This is a genomic window from Pseudomonas sp. PDM05 (assembly GCF_014851685.1).
In the GTDB taxonomy this organism is placed as follows: Bacteria; Pseudomonadota; Gammaproteobacteria; order Pseudomonadales; family Pseudomonadaceae; genus Aquipseudomonas.
In genome coordinates, this window is record NZ_JACVAC010000011.1 from 123,129 (window position 1) to 140,748 (window position 17,620).

Below are 17,620 nucleotides of genomic sequence, written 5' to 3' on the forward strand. Positions count from 1 at the left end.
TCAGGCTTCCACAACCTGCGGCACCCACTGTTGCTGGGGAATCGGCAATTGGCAGGAGTCGCCACGGCCGATCGGGAAGTATTGGAAGCCTTTGCGTGCAAGGCGCTCGCTGTCGTAGAGGTTACGGCCGTCGAAGATCACCGGGGTTTTCAGGCGCTGGAGGATCAAATCAAAGTCCGGCGCCTTGAATTGCTGCCATTCGGTGCAGACGATCAACGCGTCGGCGCCGCTGAGGGTGGACTCCGGTGTGCCCATCAGCATCAAGCGCGGGTCGTCGCCGTAGATGCGCTGGGTTTCCTGCATGGCTTCCGGGTCGAATGCACGCACGTTGGCACCGGCGGCCCACAGGGCTTCCATCAGCACACGGCTGGGCGCGTCTCGCATGTCGTCGGTGTTGGGTTTGAACGCCAGGCCCCAGATGGCAAAGGTCTTGCCCTTGAGGTTGCCTTTGAAGAATGCATTGACGCGTTCGAACAGCTTGCTCTTCTGGCGCTGGTTGATCGCTTCCACGGCTTCCAACAGGTCGCTGGAGCAATTGGCTTCCTTGGCGCTGTGGATCAGGGCGCGCATGTCTTTGGGGAAGCACGAACCGCCGTAGCCGCAGCCCGGGTAGATGAAGTGGTAGCCGATGCGCGAGTCGGCGCCGATGCCCAGGCGCACGGCTTCGATGTCGGCCCCCAGGTGTTCGGCCAGTTCGGCGATCTGGTTGATAAAGCTGATCTTGGTGGCCAGCATGCAGTTGGCGGCGTACTTGGTCAGCTCGGCGCTGCGCAGGTCCATGAAGATGATGCGGTCATGGTTGCGGTTGAACGGCGCGTACAGGTCGCGCATGACCTCGCGCACTTCTTCGCGCTCGCAGCCGATGACGATGCGGTCCGGGCGGCGGCAGTCGGACACTGCCGAGCCTTCCTTGAGGAATTCCGGGTTGGAGACAATATCGAACTCCAGGTGCCGGCCAGCGAGGTGCAGGGCTTTTTCAATGTGCGCACGCAGGGTGTCGCCGGTGCCGACGGGCACAGTGGATTTTTCCACCAGGATCACTGGGTCGACACGGTGACGGGCCACGGCATCGCCCACCGACAGCACGTATTTCAAGTCCGCCGAGCCGTCTTCGTCCGAGGGCGTACCCACGGCGATAAACAACACTTCGCCGTGTTCGACCGCGAGTTTTTCGTCATGGGTAAAGTGCAGCCGCCCGCTTTCCAGGTTTTCCTTGACCATCGCCGCCAGCCCCGGCTCAAAGATGGTCACATGGCCCTTTTGCAGCGACTCGACCTTGTTCTTGTCGACGTCCATGCAGATGACATCGTGACCGACTTCGGCCAATACGGTGGCCTGCACCAGACCGACGTAACCACTACCAAATACACTGATTTTCATGGGGCATTCCTGGAGCTTGCGGGGCTAGCACGGTGGGAGTTGATAACCAGAACTCCGAGGATGACCAGCGCCACCCCCAGGGTTTTTGAAAGCGAAAAATGTTCGTTGAACACCGGCAGGCTGGCCGCCAGCAGGTACACCAGGGCGTAGCTGATGCTCAGCAATGAATAGGCACGGCCCAGGGGCAGGTGCTTGAGCGCGCCGAGCCAGCAGAGCATCGACAGCGCATAGGCGAAGATCGCCAGGATCACCACGCCCAGGGCACCGAGATCGATCGGCGTGCTCAGCCATTCGTGGGGCAGCGGCAGGCGCGTCATGCTCCAGCGCATGCCCAACTGGGCCGCGCTGACCAGGCCGACGCTGGCCAAGGCCAGGGCAAAACCACGCACGCGGCTCATACCTGACGCCCCAGCAGCACAACACCAGCAATCACCAGCGCCACGCCGAACCAATGGCGGCCATCGATGGGTTCATGAAAGACAAAACGTGCCACCAGCGTGACCAGCACAAAGTTCAGGCTGAGCATCGGGTAGGCGATACCGACTTCCAGGCGCTGCAACACCAGCAACCACACCAGCAGGCCCAGACCCAGACACACCAATGCGGCCCACAGCCACGGCGAGCGTAGTTTCAGCGCCCAACCGTCCGGCAGGTCGCGCCAGCTTTCCACGGCGAATTTTTGCGAGACCTGGCCCATGCACGTGAGCAGGCAGGCGGTCAATAACAGAAGCAGGGTGATCATGGAGCAACCTGTGGGAAGATCAGAATCACGATGTTGCCTTGTTCAAAGCGCTGGCCGTCGTCTGGCAGCAGTGCAACTTCGGCGATTTCGTCGTCACCTTTAACGCGCATCACCACGCCGACCGGACCTTGTTTGCGCGCATCGCTCATCCATGCCTGGACCTGCGTGGTGTCGACCTTATGACGAGTCGCATCCGGGTAGGTGAGGCCGTATTTGACTTCGCCGACGGTGTTGTAGAGCGTCACGTCCGGCCGCGCCAGGCGCCAGGACAGGGCCGATGCCGCACCCAGGTCATTGCTCAGCAGTGCCGTGGCCGGCCGCAGGGCTTGCAGGTGATCGATGATGAATTGGTCCGGGGTCTTGTTGTAGACCACCGAATGGGGCAGTGCGGCGGGCACCAGTGCCACCAGCAACCAACTGCCGAGCACCGGTGCGGCCCACAGTTTCAGCGGGCGCGCTGCCTGCAACAGGTTGGCAATGATCCAGCCGAACAGGAACACGAACACCAGCACCAGGCTAAGGGTTTCCTGGCCCGGTTCGTACACCGGCTTCTTCAATTGGAACCACGTGAGTGCCAGCAACGCGACGATGCCCACCACCAGGTTCAACCAACCGTTGATGCGCAGTGCGCGGCCGCGGCCCTCGGCGAGTTTGTCGGCCAGGGTCGAGCCCATCAACAAGGCCAGCGGCAACAGGCACGGCATGATGTAAGAAGGCAGCTTGCCCTTGGCCAGGCTGAAGAACGCCAGAGGCATCAGTAGCCACAACAGCAGGAACGCGGTTTTCGGCAGGCGTTTTTGCAACCAAGCCTGTTTCAGGGTGGATGGCAGCAGCGCAACCCACGGCAGCGAGAACGCCACCAGCAGCGGCAAGTAGTACCAGAACGGCTCGGCATGCTGGGCATCTTCACCGGCAAAGCGTTGGATATGCTCGTGCCAGAAGAAGAAGTTCCAGTAGTCAGGCTCTTGCAGGTGCACCGCCAACGCCCACGGCAGGCTGACCACAACCGCTACCACCACGGCCACCAGGCCGTAGCCCAGCAGTTCACGCAAACGTTTCTGCCAGATGGCATAGGGCAGGGCGATCAGCACGGGTAGCAGCCAGGCCAGGAAGCCCTTGGTCATGAAGCCCATGCCACAGGCCAAACCCAACAACGCCCAGGAGGCCAAGCGGCCATTGCGCGTGGTGCTGTCGAAGCAGTACCACAAGGCCACGCCGGTCAGGTTGACCCAGAAGGTGAACTGCGGATCGAGGTTGGCATAACCGCCGAGGGCCGCGACGCTGACAAAACTCATGTACAGCACGCTGCTGACCAGGCTTTTCTGCGGATCATTCCACAGCCGGCGCGACACCAGGTACACCAGCAGGATGCTCAGGCCGGTGCTCAACGCCGAGGCGAAACGCACGCCGAACAGGTTCTGCCCGAAGATCGCCTGGCCCAGCGCGATCATCCAGTAGCCCGCCGCCGGTTTTTCAAAGTAGCGGATGCCCATGAAGTGCGGCGATGCCCACTTGCCGGTCAGCAGCATTTCCTGGCTGATCTGGGCGTAGCGGGTTTCGTCCGGGATCCACAGGCCATGGGTAGCCAGCGGCAACAGGTAGAACACACCAAAGGCCAACAGCAACAGAGGCAATGCCAGACGCCGGATCATGCCTGCTGCACTCCGAGCCAACCCTCACGGCCGGGCAAGGCGCCGCGCACCAGCTGTTGCTGGGGCAGGGTGGTCAGGTCCGCAGGCAACAAATCGCCCAAGGGTTTGAAGTCGATGCCGCGCTGCCCTGCCTGGGCGAGCAATTGGCGAAAATCGTTGGCCATCAGAATCCCTTCTACTTCTGCGTGGATCGTGTAGACGTTCAGCTTCGACTCGGCAAAGCGGTCAAGGATGAACCCATTGAAATCCTTGGCAGCCACCACCGGCCCGACGACTTCGTCGAAGGTCGGCAGGTCTACCGGAATTTGTGGAGTGCCCGCGCTGCCATCGGCCAGTGTCGGCCTGAACAGGCTGGTGCCCCGGCAATCGCTGTTGTAGCGAAAGTTGAAACCTTGCTTGGCTTGCACCACACGTTCATCGGCGCGCCAACCGGCGGCGGCGGAACAGTCGATGCGCTCCCCGAGGATGTCGCTGAGGGTGTCGACGCCCCGGCGGATCTGCTCCACCAACTGCGCCTCGCTCCAGCGCCCGGTATTGGCCTGCCAGCCGTGGTGATCCCAGGCGTGCAGGCCGACTTCATGCCCGGCGGCCTTGGCCTGGCGCATCAAATGCCCCAGGTCGCGGCCAATCGGCTTGCCCGGCCAGGCGGTGCCGGCCAGCAAGATGTCCAGGCCATACAGGCCGACCGCATTGGAACGCAGCATTTTCCACAGGAACTGCGGGCGGATCAGGCGCCACAAGTGGCGCCCCATGTTGTCCGGCCCAACGCTGAAGAAGAACGTCGCCTTTACCCCCGCTTCATCCAGGGATTCGAGCAACCGCGGCACACCTTCACGGGTGCCACGGTAGGTGTCGACGTCAATGCGAAGACCTGCCTGCATCAGCGCTTGTCCGCGATTTCGAGCATGGCTTCCTTGAGGAAGAAGTCCAGGGTGTTGCCGATGGTTTCGCTCATCTCAACGGTTGGCTCCCAGTTCAGCAGGCGCTTGGCGTTTTCGATGCTTGGCTTGCGGTGCGCCACGTCCTGGTAGCCAGTGCCGTAGAACGCCTTGCTTTCCACGTCGCGGAAACCGGCGAACGGCGGGAAGTTGCCGCGCAGTGGGTGGGCTTCGAACTGGCGCAACAGCTCTTCGCCCAGTTGACGGATGCTGGCTTCGTTTTCCGGGTTGCCGATGTTGATCACCTGGCCGTCGCACACGCCGTTGTCGTTGTCGATGATGCGTGCCAGTGCTTCGATGCCGTCGGCGATGTCAGTGAAGCAACGTTTCTGCTCGCCACCGTCGAACAGACGGATTGGCGTGCCTTCCACCAGGTTGAGGATCAACTGGGTGATGGCGCGGGAGCTGCCGATACGGGCCGAGTCCAGGCGGTCGAGGCGTGGGCCCATCCAGTTGAATGGACGGAACAGGGTGAATTTCAGGCCCTTGTCGCCGTAGGCCCAGATCACGCGGTCCAGCAGTTGCTTGGAGACCGAGTAGATCCAGCGTTGCTTGTTGACCGGGCCGACCACCAGGTTGGAGGTGTCTTCGTCGAAGTACTGGTCCTGGCACATGCCGTAGACCTCGGAGGTCGACGGGAAGATCACGCGCTTGTTGTACTTGACGCAGTAGCGCACCAGCTTGAGGTTTTCCTCGAAGTCCAGTTCAAACACGCGCAGCGGGTTGCGGGTGTATTCGATTGGGGTGGCGATGGCCACCAGCGGCAGGACCACGTCGCATTTCTTGATGTGGTACTCGATCCACTCGGTGTGGATGCTGATGTCGCCTTCCACATAGTGGAAGTTCGGGTGGCTGCGCAGGCGCTCGATGGCGTCGGAGCCGATGTCCAGGCCGTAGATCTCGTAGCGATCGTCACGCAGCAGGCGCTCGGACAGGTGGTTACCGATGAAACCGTTCACACCCAGGATCAGTACCCGGGTACGACGCGGCTTGCGGCCGGACTCGGCGCCGCGCAGTACAGAGCCATCGACCAGGCCCAGTTCGTCGGCCAGGGATGGGCCGGCCAGGTACAGGCCGTTCTCGTTGCGCTGGCCGAACTTGACCACCAGGGAGTCTTCACCGCAGGCGATGCGCAGCGGGTTGACGCTGATCACGCGACCTGGGGCGAGGCCTTCATTGCCCTTGACCACCTCGGCTTGCCACACGATCAGCTTGTGCTCGCCCACGGCGCAGAAGGCGCCTGGGTAAGGTTGGGTCACGGCACGGACCAGGTTGAACAGTTGTTCAGCGGGTTTTTTCCAGTCCAGCTTGCCATCGGCGGCGGTGCGGCGGCCGAAGTAGGTGGCCTGGCTTTCGTCCTGGGCGGTTTCGCTCAGTTTGCCGGCGGCCAGTTGCGGCAGGGCGTCGCGCAGCAGGTTGGTGGCGGCATCACGCAGTTTGGCGTGCAGGCTCAGGCCGGTGTCGGTGCGCTCGATGAGCACTTTTTGCTGGGCCAGGATTGCGCCGGCATCGGCACGCTTGACCATGCGGTGCAGGGTCACGCCGGTTTCGGTTTCGCCGTTGACCAGGACCCAGTTGGCCGGTGCGCGGCCACGATATTTCGGCAGCAGCGAGCCGTGCAGGTTGAACGCGCCTTTGCTGGCAGTGGCCAACAGCGGCTCGCTCAGCAGGTTGCGGTAATAGAAGGAGAAGATGTACTCCGGGTTCAGCTTGGCGATGCGCTCGATCCACAACGGGTGGTTGGCGTCTTCCGGTGCGTGTACCGGGATGCCGTTGCGGGCGCAGAGTTGGGCGACGGAACCGTAGAAATTGTTTTCCTTGGGATCATCGGCGTGGGTGAACACCGCCGCAATGTCGTAGCCGGCAGTCAGCAGGGCTTCAATACCTGCACAGCCAATATCGTGGTATGCGAAGACAACGGCTTTTGAATTCATGACGAAACCTGATCGGAAGGAGAAGTAGAAGTGGTATGGGAGGACACCAGGCCGTCAACGACGACGACGGGGGCCGGTGCTGCCGGGGTGTTGCGCAGCACTTTTTCGATAAAGAAGCGTGGGCGGGCGCGCACATCGCTGTACATGCGGCCCAGGTATTCACCCAAGAGCCCCATGCCGATGAACTGGCCACCGGTGAACATGAACAGCACCGCGAACAATACGAACATGCCATCGCCGGCCCATTGGGCGCCGAAGGCCAGGCGCAGCACGATCAACGCGAGGGCGAACAGCAGGCCAAGGCCGGCCAGGCTGAAACCGACGATCGACAGCAGGCGCAGCGGGGTGGTGGTCATGCAGGTCAGCAGGTCGAACATCAGGCTGATCAGGCGCATGGCGCTGTATTTGGATTCGCCGTGTTCACGCTCGGCGTGGTGCACCAGGATTTCCGTGGTGTGCCGGGCAAAGCCGTTGGCCAGGATCGGGATAAAGGTGCTGCGTTCACGGCAGGCGAGCATGGCGTCGACAATCGTGCGGCGGTAGGCGCGCAGCATGCAGCCGTAGTCGCTCATGGCCACGCCGGTAGAGCGCTGTACCGCGAGGTTGATCAGGCGCGACGGCCAGCGGCGGAAGGCCGAGTCCTGACGATTGTTGCGCACGGTGGCAACCACGTCGTAACCCAGGGCGGCTTGCTCCACCAGGCGCGGGATCTCTTCAGGCGGGTTTTGCAGGTCGGCGTCGAGGGTGATCACCACCTCGCCCCGGCACTGCTCGAAACCGGCCATGATCGCCGCGTGCTGGCCGTAGTTGCGATTGAGGATTACCGCAACCACGTTGCTGCCATCTTCGGCGGCTGCGTCTTCGAGCATTTGGGCGGATTTGTCGCGGCTACCGTCATCCACCAGGATGATTTCGTATTCGTAAGCCAGTTGCTTGCACGCAGCGGTCGTGCGACGCAGCAACTCAGGCAGGCTCTCTTGTTCGTTGTAGACCGGGATAACGATCGACACACAATGAATAGGGTAGGGTTTCAAAGATTCATGACCTCGGGGCTAGAGCAACTTGGAACGTGAAAACAGCAGTCATCAGTGGCGGGCAGCGCCGTGCCTGACTTGACACTAGGTGGAGTGGCGTATTCATTCGACTTTCCTGAGACGGCGTGGGGTCTTCCATGGAGGCGGTTAAAGTAAAGCTCATAAAACGCAAAGGTAAAGGGGAATCAACAGGTTAGTCGGGGAAGTCGCGGTTCGCTCTCAAGTCCTGAAGCCAAGATTAAGCGCAAAAATGTGCAACGAATATGAAAGGCATATGAAAAACTCGTTTATTTGACAGGTAGACAGCCCGTGTTCAGCTAGAAGATCCACACACCGCGCCAAGCGCTCGCGTGTGGGGGCCCGTAACCGATTTTATTCAACAATCTTCTCTGCAATACCCCCCAAGTGCCGGTAAAGTAAGCGCTCTCTTGCCAGGGTAATCGGATGAATAGCGTGCAGCTTTTACGGCCAGTGTTGATGGGGTTGTTGATGACCGTGGCGTGTGTCACGACGGTGCGGGCCGATGCTGGGGTAGCGCTGACCAGCATTGAGCAACTGCCGGATGGAGTCGAAGTGCGCGGCAAGCAGATCGCCGCGTACACATGGGACGATCGCCAGGGCAAAAACCTGCTGGTACTCGCCGAGCAACTCAGCGAGCGCGACGACGATGGCACCCAATCGGCATTTGTCTATGCCGCGCAATATTTGCTCGATGGCAACCGGCCCAAGCGCGTGTGGATGCTCTACGACGATGTGCAGCATTGCGAATTCGACGCGGCGCTACGCTTCGACCGGGACGCCACCAAGGTCACCGACCTGGCCGGTGATGGCATCACCCAGGCCACCGTGGGTTATTCGCGTACCTGCACCAGTGACGTGAGCCCCAACGAATTCAAGCTGATCATGCACGTGGGCAAATCCCAGAAATACCGCCTGCGCGGCGTCGACCGCTATGGCGCCAGTTGGTGGGACGAGGAGGCCGGCGCACTGCGCGGCATGCCGCTGCCCAAGGATTGCAGTGTGGCCGCCCAGCAGGCGCTGGTCAGCCAGTACAAGGAGCAGGGCACCGAATTGCCGCTGCCGGGTTGCTACAGCGAAGAAAAAGACTTCGCCAAGGCCCCCGAGGCGTACCTGACCTTCATGCGCCAACACTGGTTTGCCCTGATGCAGAAACAGGACACCGAATGGAACCAGACCCAAACCCAGACCCAGCCGCAAGATTCTGTCGAGGGTGACGACGTCGCGCCGTGACTTTGTGCGAGGGCCGTTGCTGGGTTAGACTCGGCCCTCGCCAATTCACTAAATACCTCGATTAAACAATGGCTTGTTCGAGGTATTTAATCCAAAGGCTGATCTATTTTGACTGAGTCCATTCGCAATCCTCTGACCCTCTACCTCACCCGCCTGGCCCCCTCCAGCCAACTGACCATGCGCTACGTGCTGCAGGACGCCGCCGACCGCCTGGGTTTCGAGGACATCAACCTCGAAGACATCGACTGGCACCTGTTGCAACCTGAACATGTGATCGCCCTGGTCGCCGCCTTGCGCGAGGACGGCTATGCGCCGAACACCTCTTCGCTGTACGTGAACGCAGTGCGCGGCGTGATGAATGAAGCCTGGCGCCTCAGCCTGATCAGCCAGGAACACCTGTTGCGCATGCGCACGGTCAAGGCCACGCCGGGTACGCGCCTGAGCCAGGGCCGCAACCTGCGGCGCACGCTGATCCGCGAGATGATGGACGTCTGCGCCGCCGACCCACGCCCCCAAGGGCTGCGCGATGCGGCGCTGATCGGGATTTTGTACGGTTCGGGCATGCGCAAGTCGGAGTCGGTCAACCTCGACCTGGCGCAGATCAACTTCGAAGAGCGCAGCCTGCGGGTGATCGGCAAGGGCAACAAGGAACTGATCAAGTACGCGCCGGCCTGGGCTTTTGCCAAATTGCAGGCGTGGCTGGATTTTCGGCGTGAACAGCTTAAAGAAGGCGAGAGCGACGACACGTTTCTGTTCAACCGCATCCGCCGGGGCAGCCACATCACCCGCGAACGCATCACCAAGCACGCGATCTACTACATTGCCCGCCAGCGCGGTGAGCAAGTCGGCGTGAAGATCATGCCCCATGATTTCCGCCGCTCATTTATCACGCGGGTGATCGAGGAGCATGACCTGTCGATTGCGCAGAAACTGGCGCACCACACCAATATCCAGACCACCGCCAGCTATGACGTGCGCGAGGACAACGAGCGGCGCCGGGCGGTGGATCGGTTTGATTTGTGATGGGCCTTGCCCGGGATCAGGAGGAGGGTGGGGCACTGCTAAAGTGAGCGGGCAAGCGGCGTAACGTCCACAGGGTCACCAGCAGCGCCGCGACGGCACACAGTGCAATGCCGATCAACATTGGCGCCGGCGTATGGTCAGCAAACACGCCGACCACGGTCATGGACACCGCTGCAGTGATCATCTGAATCGCCCCCAGCAGTGCAGAGGCAGAACCCGCCACCGCGCCGTGGTCCTCCAGGGACAAAACGCCCGCCGCCGGCAGCAACAGGCCGAGAAAACCGAAACCGATGAACAGTAGCGTCATCATCAACGGCAGGCTATCGACCCACAGTGTGGTCACGGCCAGCGTGCCCAATACGCTTGCCACTGCCACCACTGACCAACGAATCACCGATGCGAGGCCAAAGCGCGCACTGAGGCGTGCGGTCAGTTGGCTCATGGCAAAGAACGACGCCGCATTCAGCGCAAAACACAGGCTGAATTGGGCGGGGGTCAGGCCGAAGTATTCGATATACACGAACGGCGCGCTGCCGATGAATACAAAGAACGTGGCCAGGCCGAAACCGCTGACGACCGAAAGCCCGGTGAAGAGCGGATCACGCAGCAGCGCCCCGTAACTGCCAAACGCGTTGCCCAGGTTTTTGCCCAGGCGCCGTTCGGCGGGATGGGTTTCGGGCAACTGCACGACCGTCATCACCAGGCACGCCACGGCTACCGCGGCGAGCAGTGCAAACACTTCGCGCCAACTCCAGATCGAAATCACTACGCTGCCGGCCAGCGGCGCAAGAATCGGCGAAACACTCATCACCAGCATCAGCAAGGCCATCAGGCGTGCGGCTTCGTGGCCGGTGTACAGATCGCGCACAATCGCCCGGGGAATCACCATCCCTGCACAGGCGCCAAACGCCTGCAGCGCACGAAAGCCGATCAGCACTTCAATGCTCGGGGCCAGCGCACAACCGACACTGCCCACCGCAAAAATCACCAGCCCGGCGTAAATCGGCGGTTTGCGCCCGAATACATCACTGATCGGCCCATAGAACAGCTGGCACACGCCGATGATCATGAAGAACACGGTCAGGCTCATCTGCACCGCAGCCGGCGAGGCGTGCAGGCTGGCGCCGAGGGTGGGGAGCGCGGGCAGGTAGCTGTCGATGGCGAACGGGCCGACGGCGGTGATCAAGCCCAGGAGCAGGGCGAGGCGAGCAATACTTCGAGACATGGGCTATTCCAGGCCAAGCAAAGGGCGGCCAGCTTAAGGTATCCGCGCAAATCCGCAAACTTAGGCTTCAATAACAAGCAATTGATGCCGATAACAGTTCAGGCGAAGCCTAACTGGCGGCCAGGCACGGGGATACCAGCATGACGATTAAACTACGCTTGATGCTGTTGATTGCGACAGGTTTGATTACCGCCTTGATCATGAGCCTGGCCAGCTACGTAGGTAACAGCCGGATGAGCAGCGCCGTGCAGGACAATGAGCAGAGCATGACGGTGCTGCGCAATCATATGGAGGCCGACATGATGCACGACGCGCTGCGGGCGGACGTGTTGTCGGCGATGTTGGTGGGGTTGGGCAAAAGCACCAGTACCGAGGCCGAGGTCAACAGCTCGCTGAAGGAACACGCCGAACACTTTCGCCAGGTCCTGGCGGACAACCTCAAGCTGCCGCTGGATGATTCACTCAGGGCCAGCCTGGAAAAAATCAAACCCAGCCTCGACACCTATATCAGTGCCGGCGAGCGCATCGTCACCCTGGCCCTGGCCAATCCGGAAGCGGCACGCGAGCAACTGGGCACCTTTAATAGCGCCTTCACTCAGCTTGAAGAGCAAATGGCAGGCCTGAGCGAACTGATCGAATCCAACACCCAACAAACCAGCGTCGGCACGCGGCAGACGATCAGCAACGCCAACTTGACCTTGGGCGCCGTGCTGATTGCCAGCCTGTTGTTGCTGCTGGCGCAAGGCCGCTGGGTCATGTTGAGCATTATGGGGCCGCTGCAGGCCGCCAGCCGCATTGCCGCCAGCATCGCCCGAGGCATCTTGAGCGAGCCGATTGTCGAACCGGCGCGCAAGGATGAAGCCAGCACATTGATCCGCAGCCTCGCCACCATGCAGCGCGACTTGCGCGGCATGATCGAAGTGGTGCGCAGCAACGCCCATGGCGTCAACGGCATGAGTGAAAAACTCAGCCACGGCTGCCATGAAGTGGCCGGCAGCAGCCAGCAACAAAGCGCGGCGGCCAGCACCATGGCGGCAGCGGCGAGTGAAATGACCGCCAGCATCGAGGAAATCACCCGGCACGCCGGTCGAGCGTTGAATATGGCGCATCAGGCCGAGTCCCTGGCCAAGGACGGCGGCCGGGTGATTCATCAAGTCGTCAGTGACATGGACGGTATCGCCCGCTCGGCGCAGCAATCGGCCCAGGTTATCCGTACGCTGGATAAGGAGTCCGAGGCGATTTTCAGCATTATCCAAGTGATCAAGGGCATCGCCGACCAAACCAACCTGCTGGCGTTGAATGCCGCGATCGAAGCAGCCCGCGCCGGCGAACAGGGACGGGGTTTCGCGGTGGTCGCCGATGAAGTGCGCAGCCTGGCAGGCCGCACCAGCACGTCCACCCAGGAAATTGCCAGCATGGTCGCACGCATCCAGCAAAACACCCGGGAAGCAGTGACCAGCATGGAGGAGGGCGTCGCACAGGTGGATAAAGGCATGGCGGTGACGGCGGAAGTCGAACGCGCTATCCGCGAGATTTTGCAGGCCACGTTGAGCACCACGGAGTTGGTCAACGACATCTCCCGCACCATCGGCGAACAAAGCCTGGCCAGCAATGAAATCGCCCATCAAGTGGAGATGATTGCGGGCATGTCGGAGAATAATAGCCGAGTGATTGCCACGACTGCGTCGACGACAGATGAATTGTCATCGTTGGCGGGGGAGCTTTCGCAGTCGGTGGATCGTTTCAGATTGTAGGTTGGTTATAACTAAACTAAATGACTATTTAGTTTAGTTATATATTATTTGAATAGTGCCAGGCGGGTCAGGGCGCCTTTTTGTCAGTAGCGCCGAGCCCCAAACATTGCTATGTCGTTGAAAGGCCACGAAATTACAAATAAAGATCATTGCGCAGGGAAATTTTTCCGAACGCCCTTGAATTTTTGTCTTCTGTTCCTACCTAGGGTTTTACGTGATGCCGAATGAGGGTCACGTCTCAAATCACTTGGAGAAAACTCAGGAGATTTAGCAATGGCTACTACTCTTTCGTTGGCCCCACTTTTCCGCCATTCGGTCGGCTTTGACCGTTTCAATGACCTTTTCGAATCGGCGCTTCGCAGTGAGGCCGGAACTTCCTATCCTCCCCACAACGTCGAAAAGCACGGCGATGACCATTATCGAATTGTCATCGCGGTGGCAGGCCTTGCTGAGGCGGATTTAGACATCCAGGTTGAAAAAGGCGTTTTGACGGTCGCTGGTGATAAGCGAGAAAGCAACGAAGATGTCACCTACCTGCATCAAGGTATCGCTCAGCGGGCGTTCCGGCTGTCGTTCCGCTTGATGGATCACATTGAGGTGCAGGGCGCGAAGCTCGCCAACGGCTTGCTGAATATTGACTTGCTCCGAGTTGTACCGGAGGAGGCGAAGCCTAAGCGCATCATGATCGGAGGGGCTGAGTCTACTGACTCTAAGCCGGTCAGTGAGCAGTAAGGTGAACAATGAGGCGCTCTTCGGAGCGCCTTTTTTTGAGTATCACTACATCAGTTATCACCTGATGCATCGGTACGACTGGATTCGACCGCACCAGTTCAACGATGGGCTGGCCCCGGCTCAGGCCGAGAAAAAACTTAACGTCGTGTCCGGGATTAGTTGACCACTACACACAGTCCTTGAAGCGAGAAGAGTTGAGGGTTGAGAGGATTGCCATTGGCCAGGGAGTAACCCTTGGTTTGAGATTTGCAATCTGGCCTGTAACGCCCCTGTTGGGTGTGCATGGTATTACGCATAATGTATATTATGTTAAATCGTGTACTGCGTATCACATGTTCATAAGCTGTGAATGAGATGGTGAGGCAATCGCGAAATAAAGAGACTCTGATGGGCCGCGGCGTTCCCTCGCTGTGTATCTTCATTCGGGATCTCACGCGGCCTGCTCTTCAGGAAATGTCTGGGATGTCGACTGGATCTACGGGTACCAAGTGCTGAGCCAGTATCCGCAGCTTACCAAGCAGCTCGTCAAATGTGACGACCTTGACGTCCTTACAGGCGTTGCGAAAGATCTCGAAGCTGCGCCGGCGGCCCTCTTCGGTTGGTAACGTCGAGATCGCCGAATGGTTTCCTGATGACGAACAGACAGACGACGACTGCTCACTCTCTGAATCGCCCCGGATTCTCTAGACACCTTGCAAGCTCATTGCGTAACGCTTTTCAAACTCTACCGGTGACAGCTGATTGTTGAGTGGCAGTTGAAACCAACGCTCACAAAATAGCGGTAACTGCTCCTTCCTACTAGCCGACCATCAAGTTCACTGGCGCTTTTACTTCCTTAACGACAAAAGCGGTACAAACATCCTTGACGCTCGGAAAACCATTTATATTTTTTCTAGCGAACTCGCTAAACGCTGCCAAATCTGTTGCCAAGACCGTCAACTGATAATCATAAACACCAGAGACACAGTGACAGGCTATTACTTGCTCAAATGACGTTATAGATTCCTCAAAAGACTTCATATGACTGGTGTCCTTTTGATCTAAGGCCACCTGCACGAAGGCAGTTATAGCGTATCCAAGCATCTCGGTATTTATGCTTGCATGGTAACCACGTATTAGACCTACTTCCTCAAGCCTTTTGACCCGGCGCCAGCATGGAGAGGCGCTTAAAGACACCAACTCCGCAAGCTCTGCACTAGAAAGCCTTGCATCTCGCTGGAGCGCCCCCAGAATACGGCGATCGGTACCGTCTATTTTAACTTTTGGAATGATCATTTCAAAAACCCCACAAATACAGAATTTTCATTCTGTATCTACTTAATAGAATTAGTGATTTTAGCATATCTTTTTTCTGGAAGAATGTAGTATCTTTCCGCCGGTTCGCTTGCTGCTTTGGGTTGAGATCCTGATATCTTGAAGCGACCCCACAAGGGACAATTGAGGTGAGAATCGCCATATCGGAAACTAAACGACTAGCGTTGTTTGGCGGCGATAGGGGTTCACCCGAAAGCAGTAGCAACCGGCCTCCCTTTTCTTATTTCTACTTAGTTACCAAGCCTAAGAAAAAATAACATCCAAGTCGACTTTTGAACCCAATTTCATTGCGAACACATTGGCTGGATTGAAAGCTAGAATTGCGTCATCACTCTCGCAATCGTACAATACAAATTAATACAATCAACAACAGCGGTGGATTTAATAGCACCTTTAATGAGACTGCTCGAAAGTCTGCCACACTTAGCGAATTCAGCTTATTTGCCATCATCGCTATGCGACACTTAGGAGTTTTCATCTGCAACACCACAAATCTCTGAGTTTTTGACTTGTTCTTAGGGAATGGGGAGCAGTGAGCCTGGGCAATCTCCCTGCTATATCCACATCCCCTTCTATATCAAGAAGTCACACCATCGCTTAGTGCTATCACATTATCAAAAATGTTTTACTGCTCACTCCCCTCCCCCCGCTGCATTTATTTGCTCAATTGCAGTCAAAGCACCAGCGGATACCATATTTCCATATTGCGCAACTGGCCCACTCATCGGCCCCGCGATTGCAGTTTTAATCGTTCCAGCGTGCGCCGCCCCAACTGCACGGATACTTACTCACGCTCAACCGTCAGACGTAAGTCAACCAATGGGCATACTTTTCATTAGTGCCACGTACAGCGGAGAAGTAGATCTCTTGAATCTGCTGTGTAATAGGGCCTCGCGAGCCAGCGCCAATTGTCCTGCCATCAAGTTCACGAATAGGAGTGACCTCAGCAGCGGTACCTGTGAAAAAGGCCTCATCACAGCAATACAGCTCATCACGGGTGATTCGTTTCTCCCTGATTTCCAAACCTAAATCCCTGGCGATAACCATAACTGAGTCACGGGTTATGCCATCAAGACACGACGCCAAGTCCGGGGTGTAAATGACCCCACCGCGAACCATGAAGATATTCTCGCCAGCACCTTCACTTACGTAGCCTTCAGTATCTAGCAGCAGAGCCTCATCAAAGCCAAGAGAAGTGACTTCACGGTTTGCCAGGATTGAGTTGATGTAATAACCGCAAGCTTTTGCACGAACCATAGAAACATTGACGTGATGACGGGTAAAAGAGGAGGTTTTTACTCGAATGCCTTTTTCCATCCCTTCTTCCCCTAGGTAAGAGCCCATGGGCCACGCAGCTGTTGCAACGTGAATTTTATTGTTCTTTGCCGCGATGCTCAGAAAGTCTGAGCCGATCCATACTAATGGTCGCAGATAGCATGAGTCGTACTCATTTGCGCGAATGACTTCTACACAAGAATTACTTACAGCTTTTTCATCAAATGGAATTTCCAATTGAAAAATTTTAGCTGAGTTGAAGAGACGACGAATATGCTCCTTCAGACGAAAAATTGCCGGGCCGCGCGCCGTTTCGTATGCGCGTATTCCCTCGAACACGCCCATGCCATAGTGAAGTGTATGGGTCAAAATGTGAGTATTGGCATCACGCCACTCAACCAACTCACCATCTTTCCAGATTTTCCCATCACGATCCGACATCGACATTTACTATATCCAATAATAAATCAAACAACAGTACTCAACGAGATTGCTCAATGATCAATTAGAAATTAACTTCTCAAATTGAGAGCATCCAAGGCGTCTGTCGCCCCTTTGGTCAACCATCCAGTATCAGAATGAAGCGCGATAAAGGTCACGCCCTTTTCCCTGTATTGGCGAGCCTCTTCCACCGAAGTTGCAAAGATTCCTACTGCTTTTGAGTGCTTGCGTGCTGCGGTCAACACTTTCTCGACGGCGGCCTTGACGTCATCGTGCCTGGTCTGCCCGAGATAACCCATACTTGCAGACAAGTCAGCTGTACCGATGAACAAGCAATCCACGCCCTCGACTTCAGCTATAGACTCAACGTTCGCTACCCCATCCACTGACTCAATCAGGACAATGGCGCAAGCCTGGTTGTTTGCGGCTTTGACGTAGTTGACGTCTAAACCATAGCTCCCTGCTCTTACCATCCCTGCGACGCCCCTGACCCCACATTGTTCGGGTAGAGGGAATAGCATCGATGCCACTGCAGCTTTTGCATCAGTCGCACTATTTATGTTGGGAAAAACAATAGTTTGCGTTCCGCAATCCATTGCACGCTTGACCAATGAAGGATCGTTGGCAGTGACTCGCACTGCACCTACGGCTTTTGCCCCGTTAAAGGCGGCGGCATCAATTGCTCTGAGTTGAGCAGCAAGATCCTGAGTGTCGCTAGGACCGTGTTCAGCATCGATGACCACCCAATCAAAACCGCAATGAGCGATCAGTTCAGCGACGGCAGGACTCGCAAGCGTCAGCCAGCAGCCAACGGTCGGTTTGCCGCTCTTTAAACTATGCTTGATGGGATTTACAAAGTGCACGGTAGGTCTCCTAGCTTCGTGATGGGTCGATAGTCGATCGACTCATGTTAGGCAGATGCTAG

At 57.8% G+C, this 17,620-nt stretch carries 15 protein-coding genes and 2 pseudogenes; 5 read left to right on the forward strand and 12 right to left on the reverse strand.

Going from position 1 to position 17,620, the window contains the following annotated elements; all coding sequences use genetic code 11:
- The 7 genes from IB241_RS20690 to arnC are packed head-to-tail and all read right to left on the reverse strand — an operon-like array spanning position 1 to position 7,680.
- Positions 1 to 1,380, reverse strand: a complete 1,380-nt coding sequence (locus IB241_RS20690; protein WP_192300063.1) for a UDP-glucose dehydrogenase family protein — start codon at positions 1,378 to 1,380, stop codon at positions 1 to 3.
- Positions 1,377 to 1,778: a 4-amino-4-deoxy-L-arabinose-phosphoundecaprenol flippase subunit ArnF gene (gene arnF, locus IB241_RS20695; protein ID WP_192300064.1), complete on the reverse strand. Its 402-nt coding sequence runs from the start codon at positions 1,776 to 1,778 to the stop codon at positions 1,377 to 1,379. The genes IB241_RS20690 and arnF overlap by 4 nt, the downstream gene beginning before the upstream one ends.
- A complete protein-coding gene (gene arnE, locus IB241_RS20700) occupies positions 1,775 to 2,122 on the reverse strand; it encodes a 4-amino-4-deoxy-L-arabinose-phosphoundecaprenol flippase subunit ArnE (protein WP_192300065.1) in 348 nt (115 codons plus the stop codon). The genes arnF and arnE overlap by 4 nt, the downstream gene beginning before the upstream one ends.
- Positions 2,119 to 3,774 (reverse strand): lipid IV(A) 4-amino-4-deoxy-L-arabinosyltransferase, encoded by a 1,656-nt coding sequence (gene arnT, locus IB241_RS20705; RefSeq protein WP_192300066.1) that lies wholly within the window; start codon positions 3,772 to 3,774, stop codon positions 2,119 to 2,121. The genes arnE and arnT overlap by 4 nt, the downstream gene beginning before the upstream one ends.
- Complete coding sequence (gene arnD / locus IB241_RS20710) at positions 3,771 to 4,655, reverse strand: 4-deoxy-4-formamido-L-arabinose-phosphoundecaprenol deformylase (protein ID WP_192300067.1); 885 nt, start codon at positions 4,653 to 4,655, stop codon at positions 3,771 to 3,773. Before arnD ends, arnT begins: the two co-directional genes overlap by 4 nt.
- Entirely contained in the window at positions 4,655 to 6,646 is a 1,992-nt protein-coding gene (gene arnA / locus IB241_RS20715; protein ID WP_192300068.1) for a bifunctional UDP-4-amino-4-deoxy-L-arabinose formyltransferase/UDP-glucuronic acid oxidase ArnA, read from the reverse strand. The genes arnD and arnA overlap by 1 nt, the downstream gene beginning before the upstream one ends.
- Positions 6,643 to 7,680, reverse strand: a complete 1,038-nt coding sequence (gene arnC / locus IB241_RS20720; protein ID WP_192300069.1) for an undecaprenyl-phosphate 4-deoxy-4-formamido-L-arabinose transferase — start codon at positions 7,678 to 7,680, stop codon at positions 6,643 to 6,645. The genes arnA and arnC overlap by 4 nt, the downstream gene beginning before the upstream one ends.
- A 444-nt stretch (positions 7,681 to 8,124) precedes the next feature.
- On the opposite strand from arnC, the gene IB241_RS20725 reads away from it, so the two are divergent.
- The gene (locus IB241_RS20725) at positions 8,125 to 8,931 is read left to right on the forward strand and encodes a M949_RS01915 family surface polysaccharide biosynthesis protein (RefSeq protein ID WP_192300070.1); all 807 of its coding nucleotides are present in this window, start codon (positions 8,125 to 8,127) and stop codon (positions 8,929 to 8,931) included.
- A 108-nt stretch (positions 8,932 to 9,039) separates the two neighbouring features.
- Complete coding sequence (gene xerC / locus IB241_RS20730) at positions 9,040 to 9,954, forward strand: tyrosine recombinase XerC (protein ID WP_192300071.1); 915 nt, start codon at positions 9,040 to 9,042, stop codon at positions 9,952 to 9,954.
- Between the two features lie 16 nt (positions 9,955 to 9,970).
- Here the strand turns inward: xerC and IB241_RS20735 are convergent, their stop codons facing one another.
- Positions 9,971 to 11,179: a multidrug effflux MFS transporter gene (locus IB241_RS20735; protein ID WP_192300072.1), complete on the reverse strand. Its 1,209-nt coding sequence runs from the start codon at positions 11,177 to 11,179 to the stop codon at positions 9,971 to 9,973.
- 140 nt (positions 11,180 to 11,319) lie between these two features.
- Between IB241_RS20735 and IB241_RS27980 the strand changes: the two are divergent.
- The 3 genes and pseudogenes from IB241_RS27980 to IB241_RS20745 all read left to right on the forward strand — a co-directional run.
- Positions 11,320 to 12,075: pseudogene (locus tag IB241_RS27980) on the forward strand (MCP four helix bundle domain-containing protein); the annotation flags it as partial.
- Between the two features lie 132 nt (positions 12,076 to 12,207).
- Positions 12,208 to 12,933 (forward strand): methyl-accepting chemotaxis protein, encoded by a 726-nt coding sequence (locus tag IB241_RS27985; protein ID WP_412547881.1) that lies wholly within the window; start codon positions 12,208 to 12,210, stop codon positions 12,931 to 12,933.
- Between the two features lie 273 nt (positions 12,934 to 13,206).
- Positions 13,207 to 13,665, forward strand: coding sequence for an Hsp20 family protein (locus tag IB241_RS20745; RefSeq protein WP_192300074.1), 459 nt, complete (start codon positions 13,207 to 13,209; stop codon positions 13,663 to 13,665).
- Positions 13,666 to 14,463: 798 nt separating this feature from the next.
- Here the strand turns inward: IB241_RS20745 and IB241_RS20750 are convergent.
- The 4 genes and pseudogenes from IB241_RS20750 to IB241_RS20765 form a co-directional block, all read right to left on the reverse strand.
- Positions 14,464 to 14,940 carry an Lrp/AsnC family transcriptional regulator gene (locus IB241_RS20750; protein WP_192300075.1) on the reverse strand — a complete coding sequence of 159 codons (477 nt, stop codon included), beginning with the start codon at positions 14,938 to 14,940 and terminating at the stop codon, positions 14,464 to 14,466.
- Positions 14,941 to 15,620: 680 nt separating this feature from the next.
- Positions 15,621 to 15,761: pseudogene (locus IB241_RS20755) on the reverse strand (leucine ABC transporter subunit substrate-binding protein LivK); the annotation flags it as partial.
- A 19-nt stretch (positions 15,762 to 15,780) separates the two neighbouring features.
- Positions 15,781 to 16,701 (reverse strand): branched-chain amino acid transaminase, encoded by a 921-nt coding sequence (locus IB241_RS20760; protein ID WP_192300076.1) that lies wholly within the window; start codon positions 16,699 to 16,701, stop codon positions 15,781 to 15,783.
- A 65-nt stretch (positions 16,702 to 16,766) separates the two neighbouring features.
- Complete coding sequence (locus tag IB241_RS20765; protein ID WP_192300077.1) at positions 16,767 to 17,558, reverse strand: HpcH/HpaI aldolase family protein; 792 nt, start codon at positions 17,556 to 17,558, stop codon at positions 16,767 to 16,769.
- Positions 17,559 to 17,620: the final 62 nt, after the last annotated feature.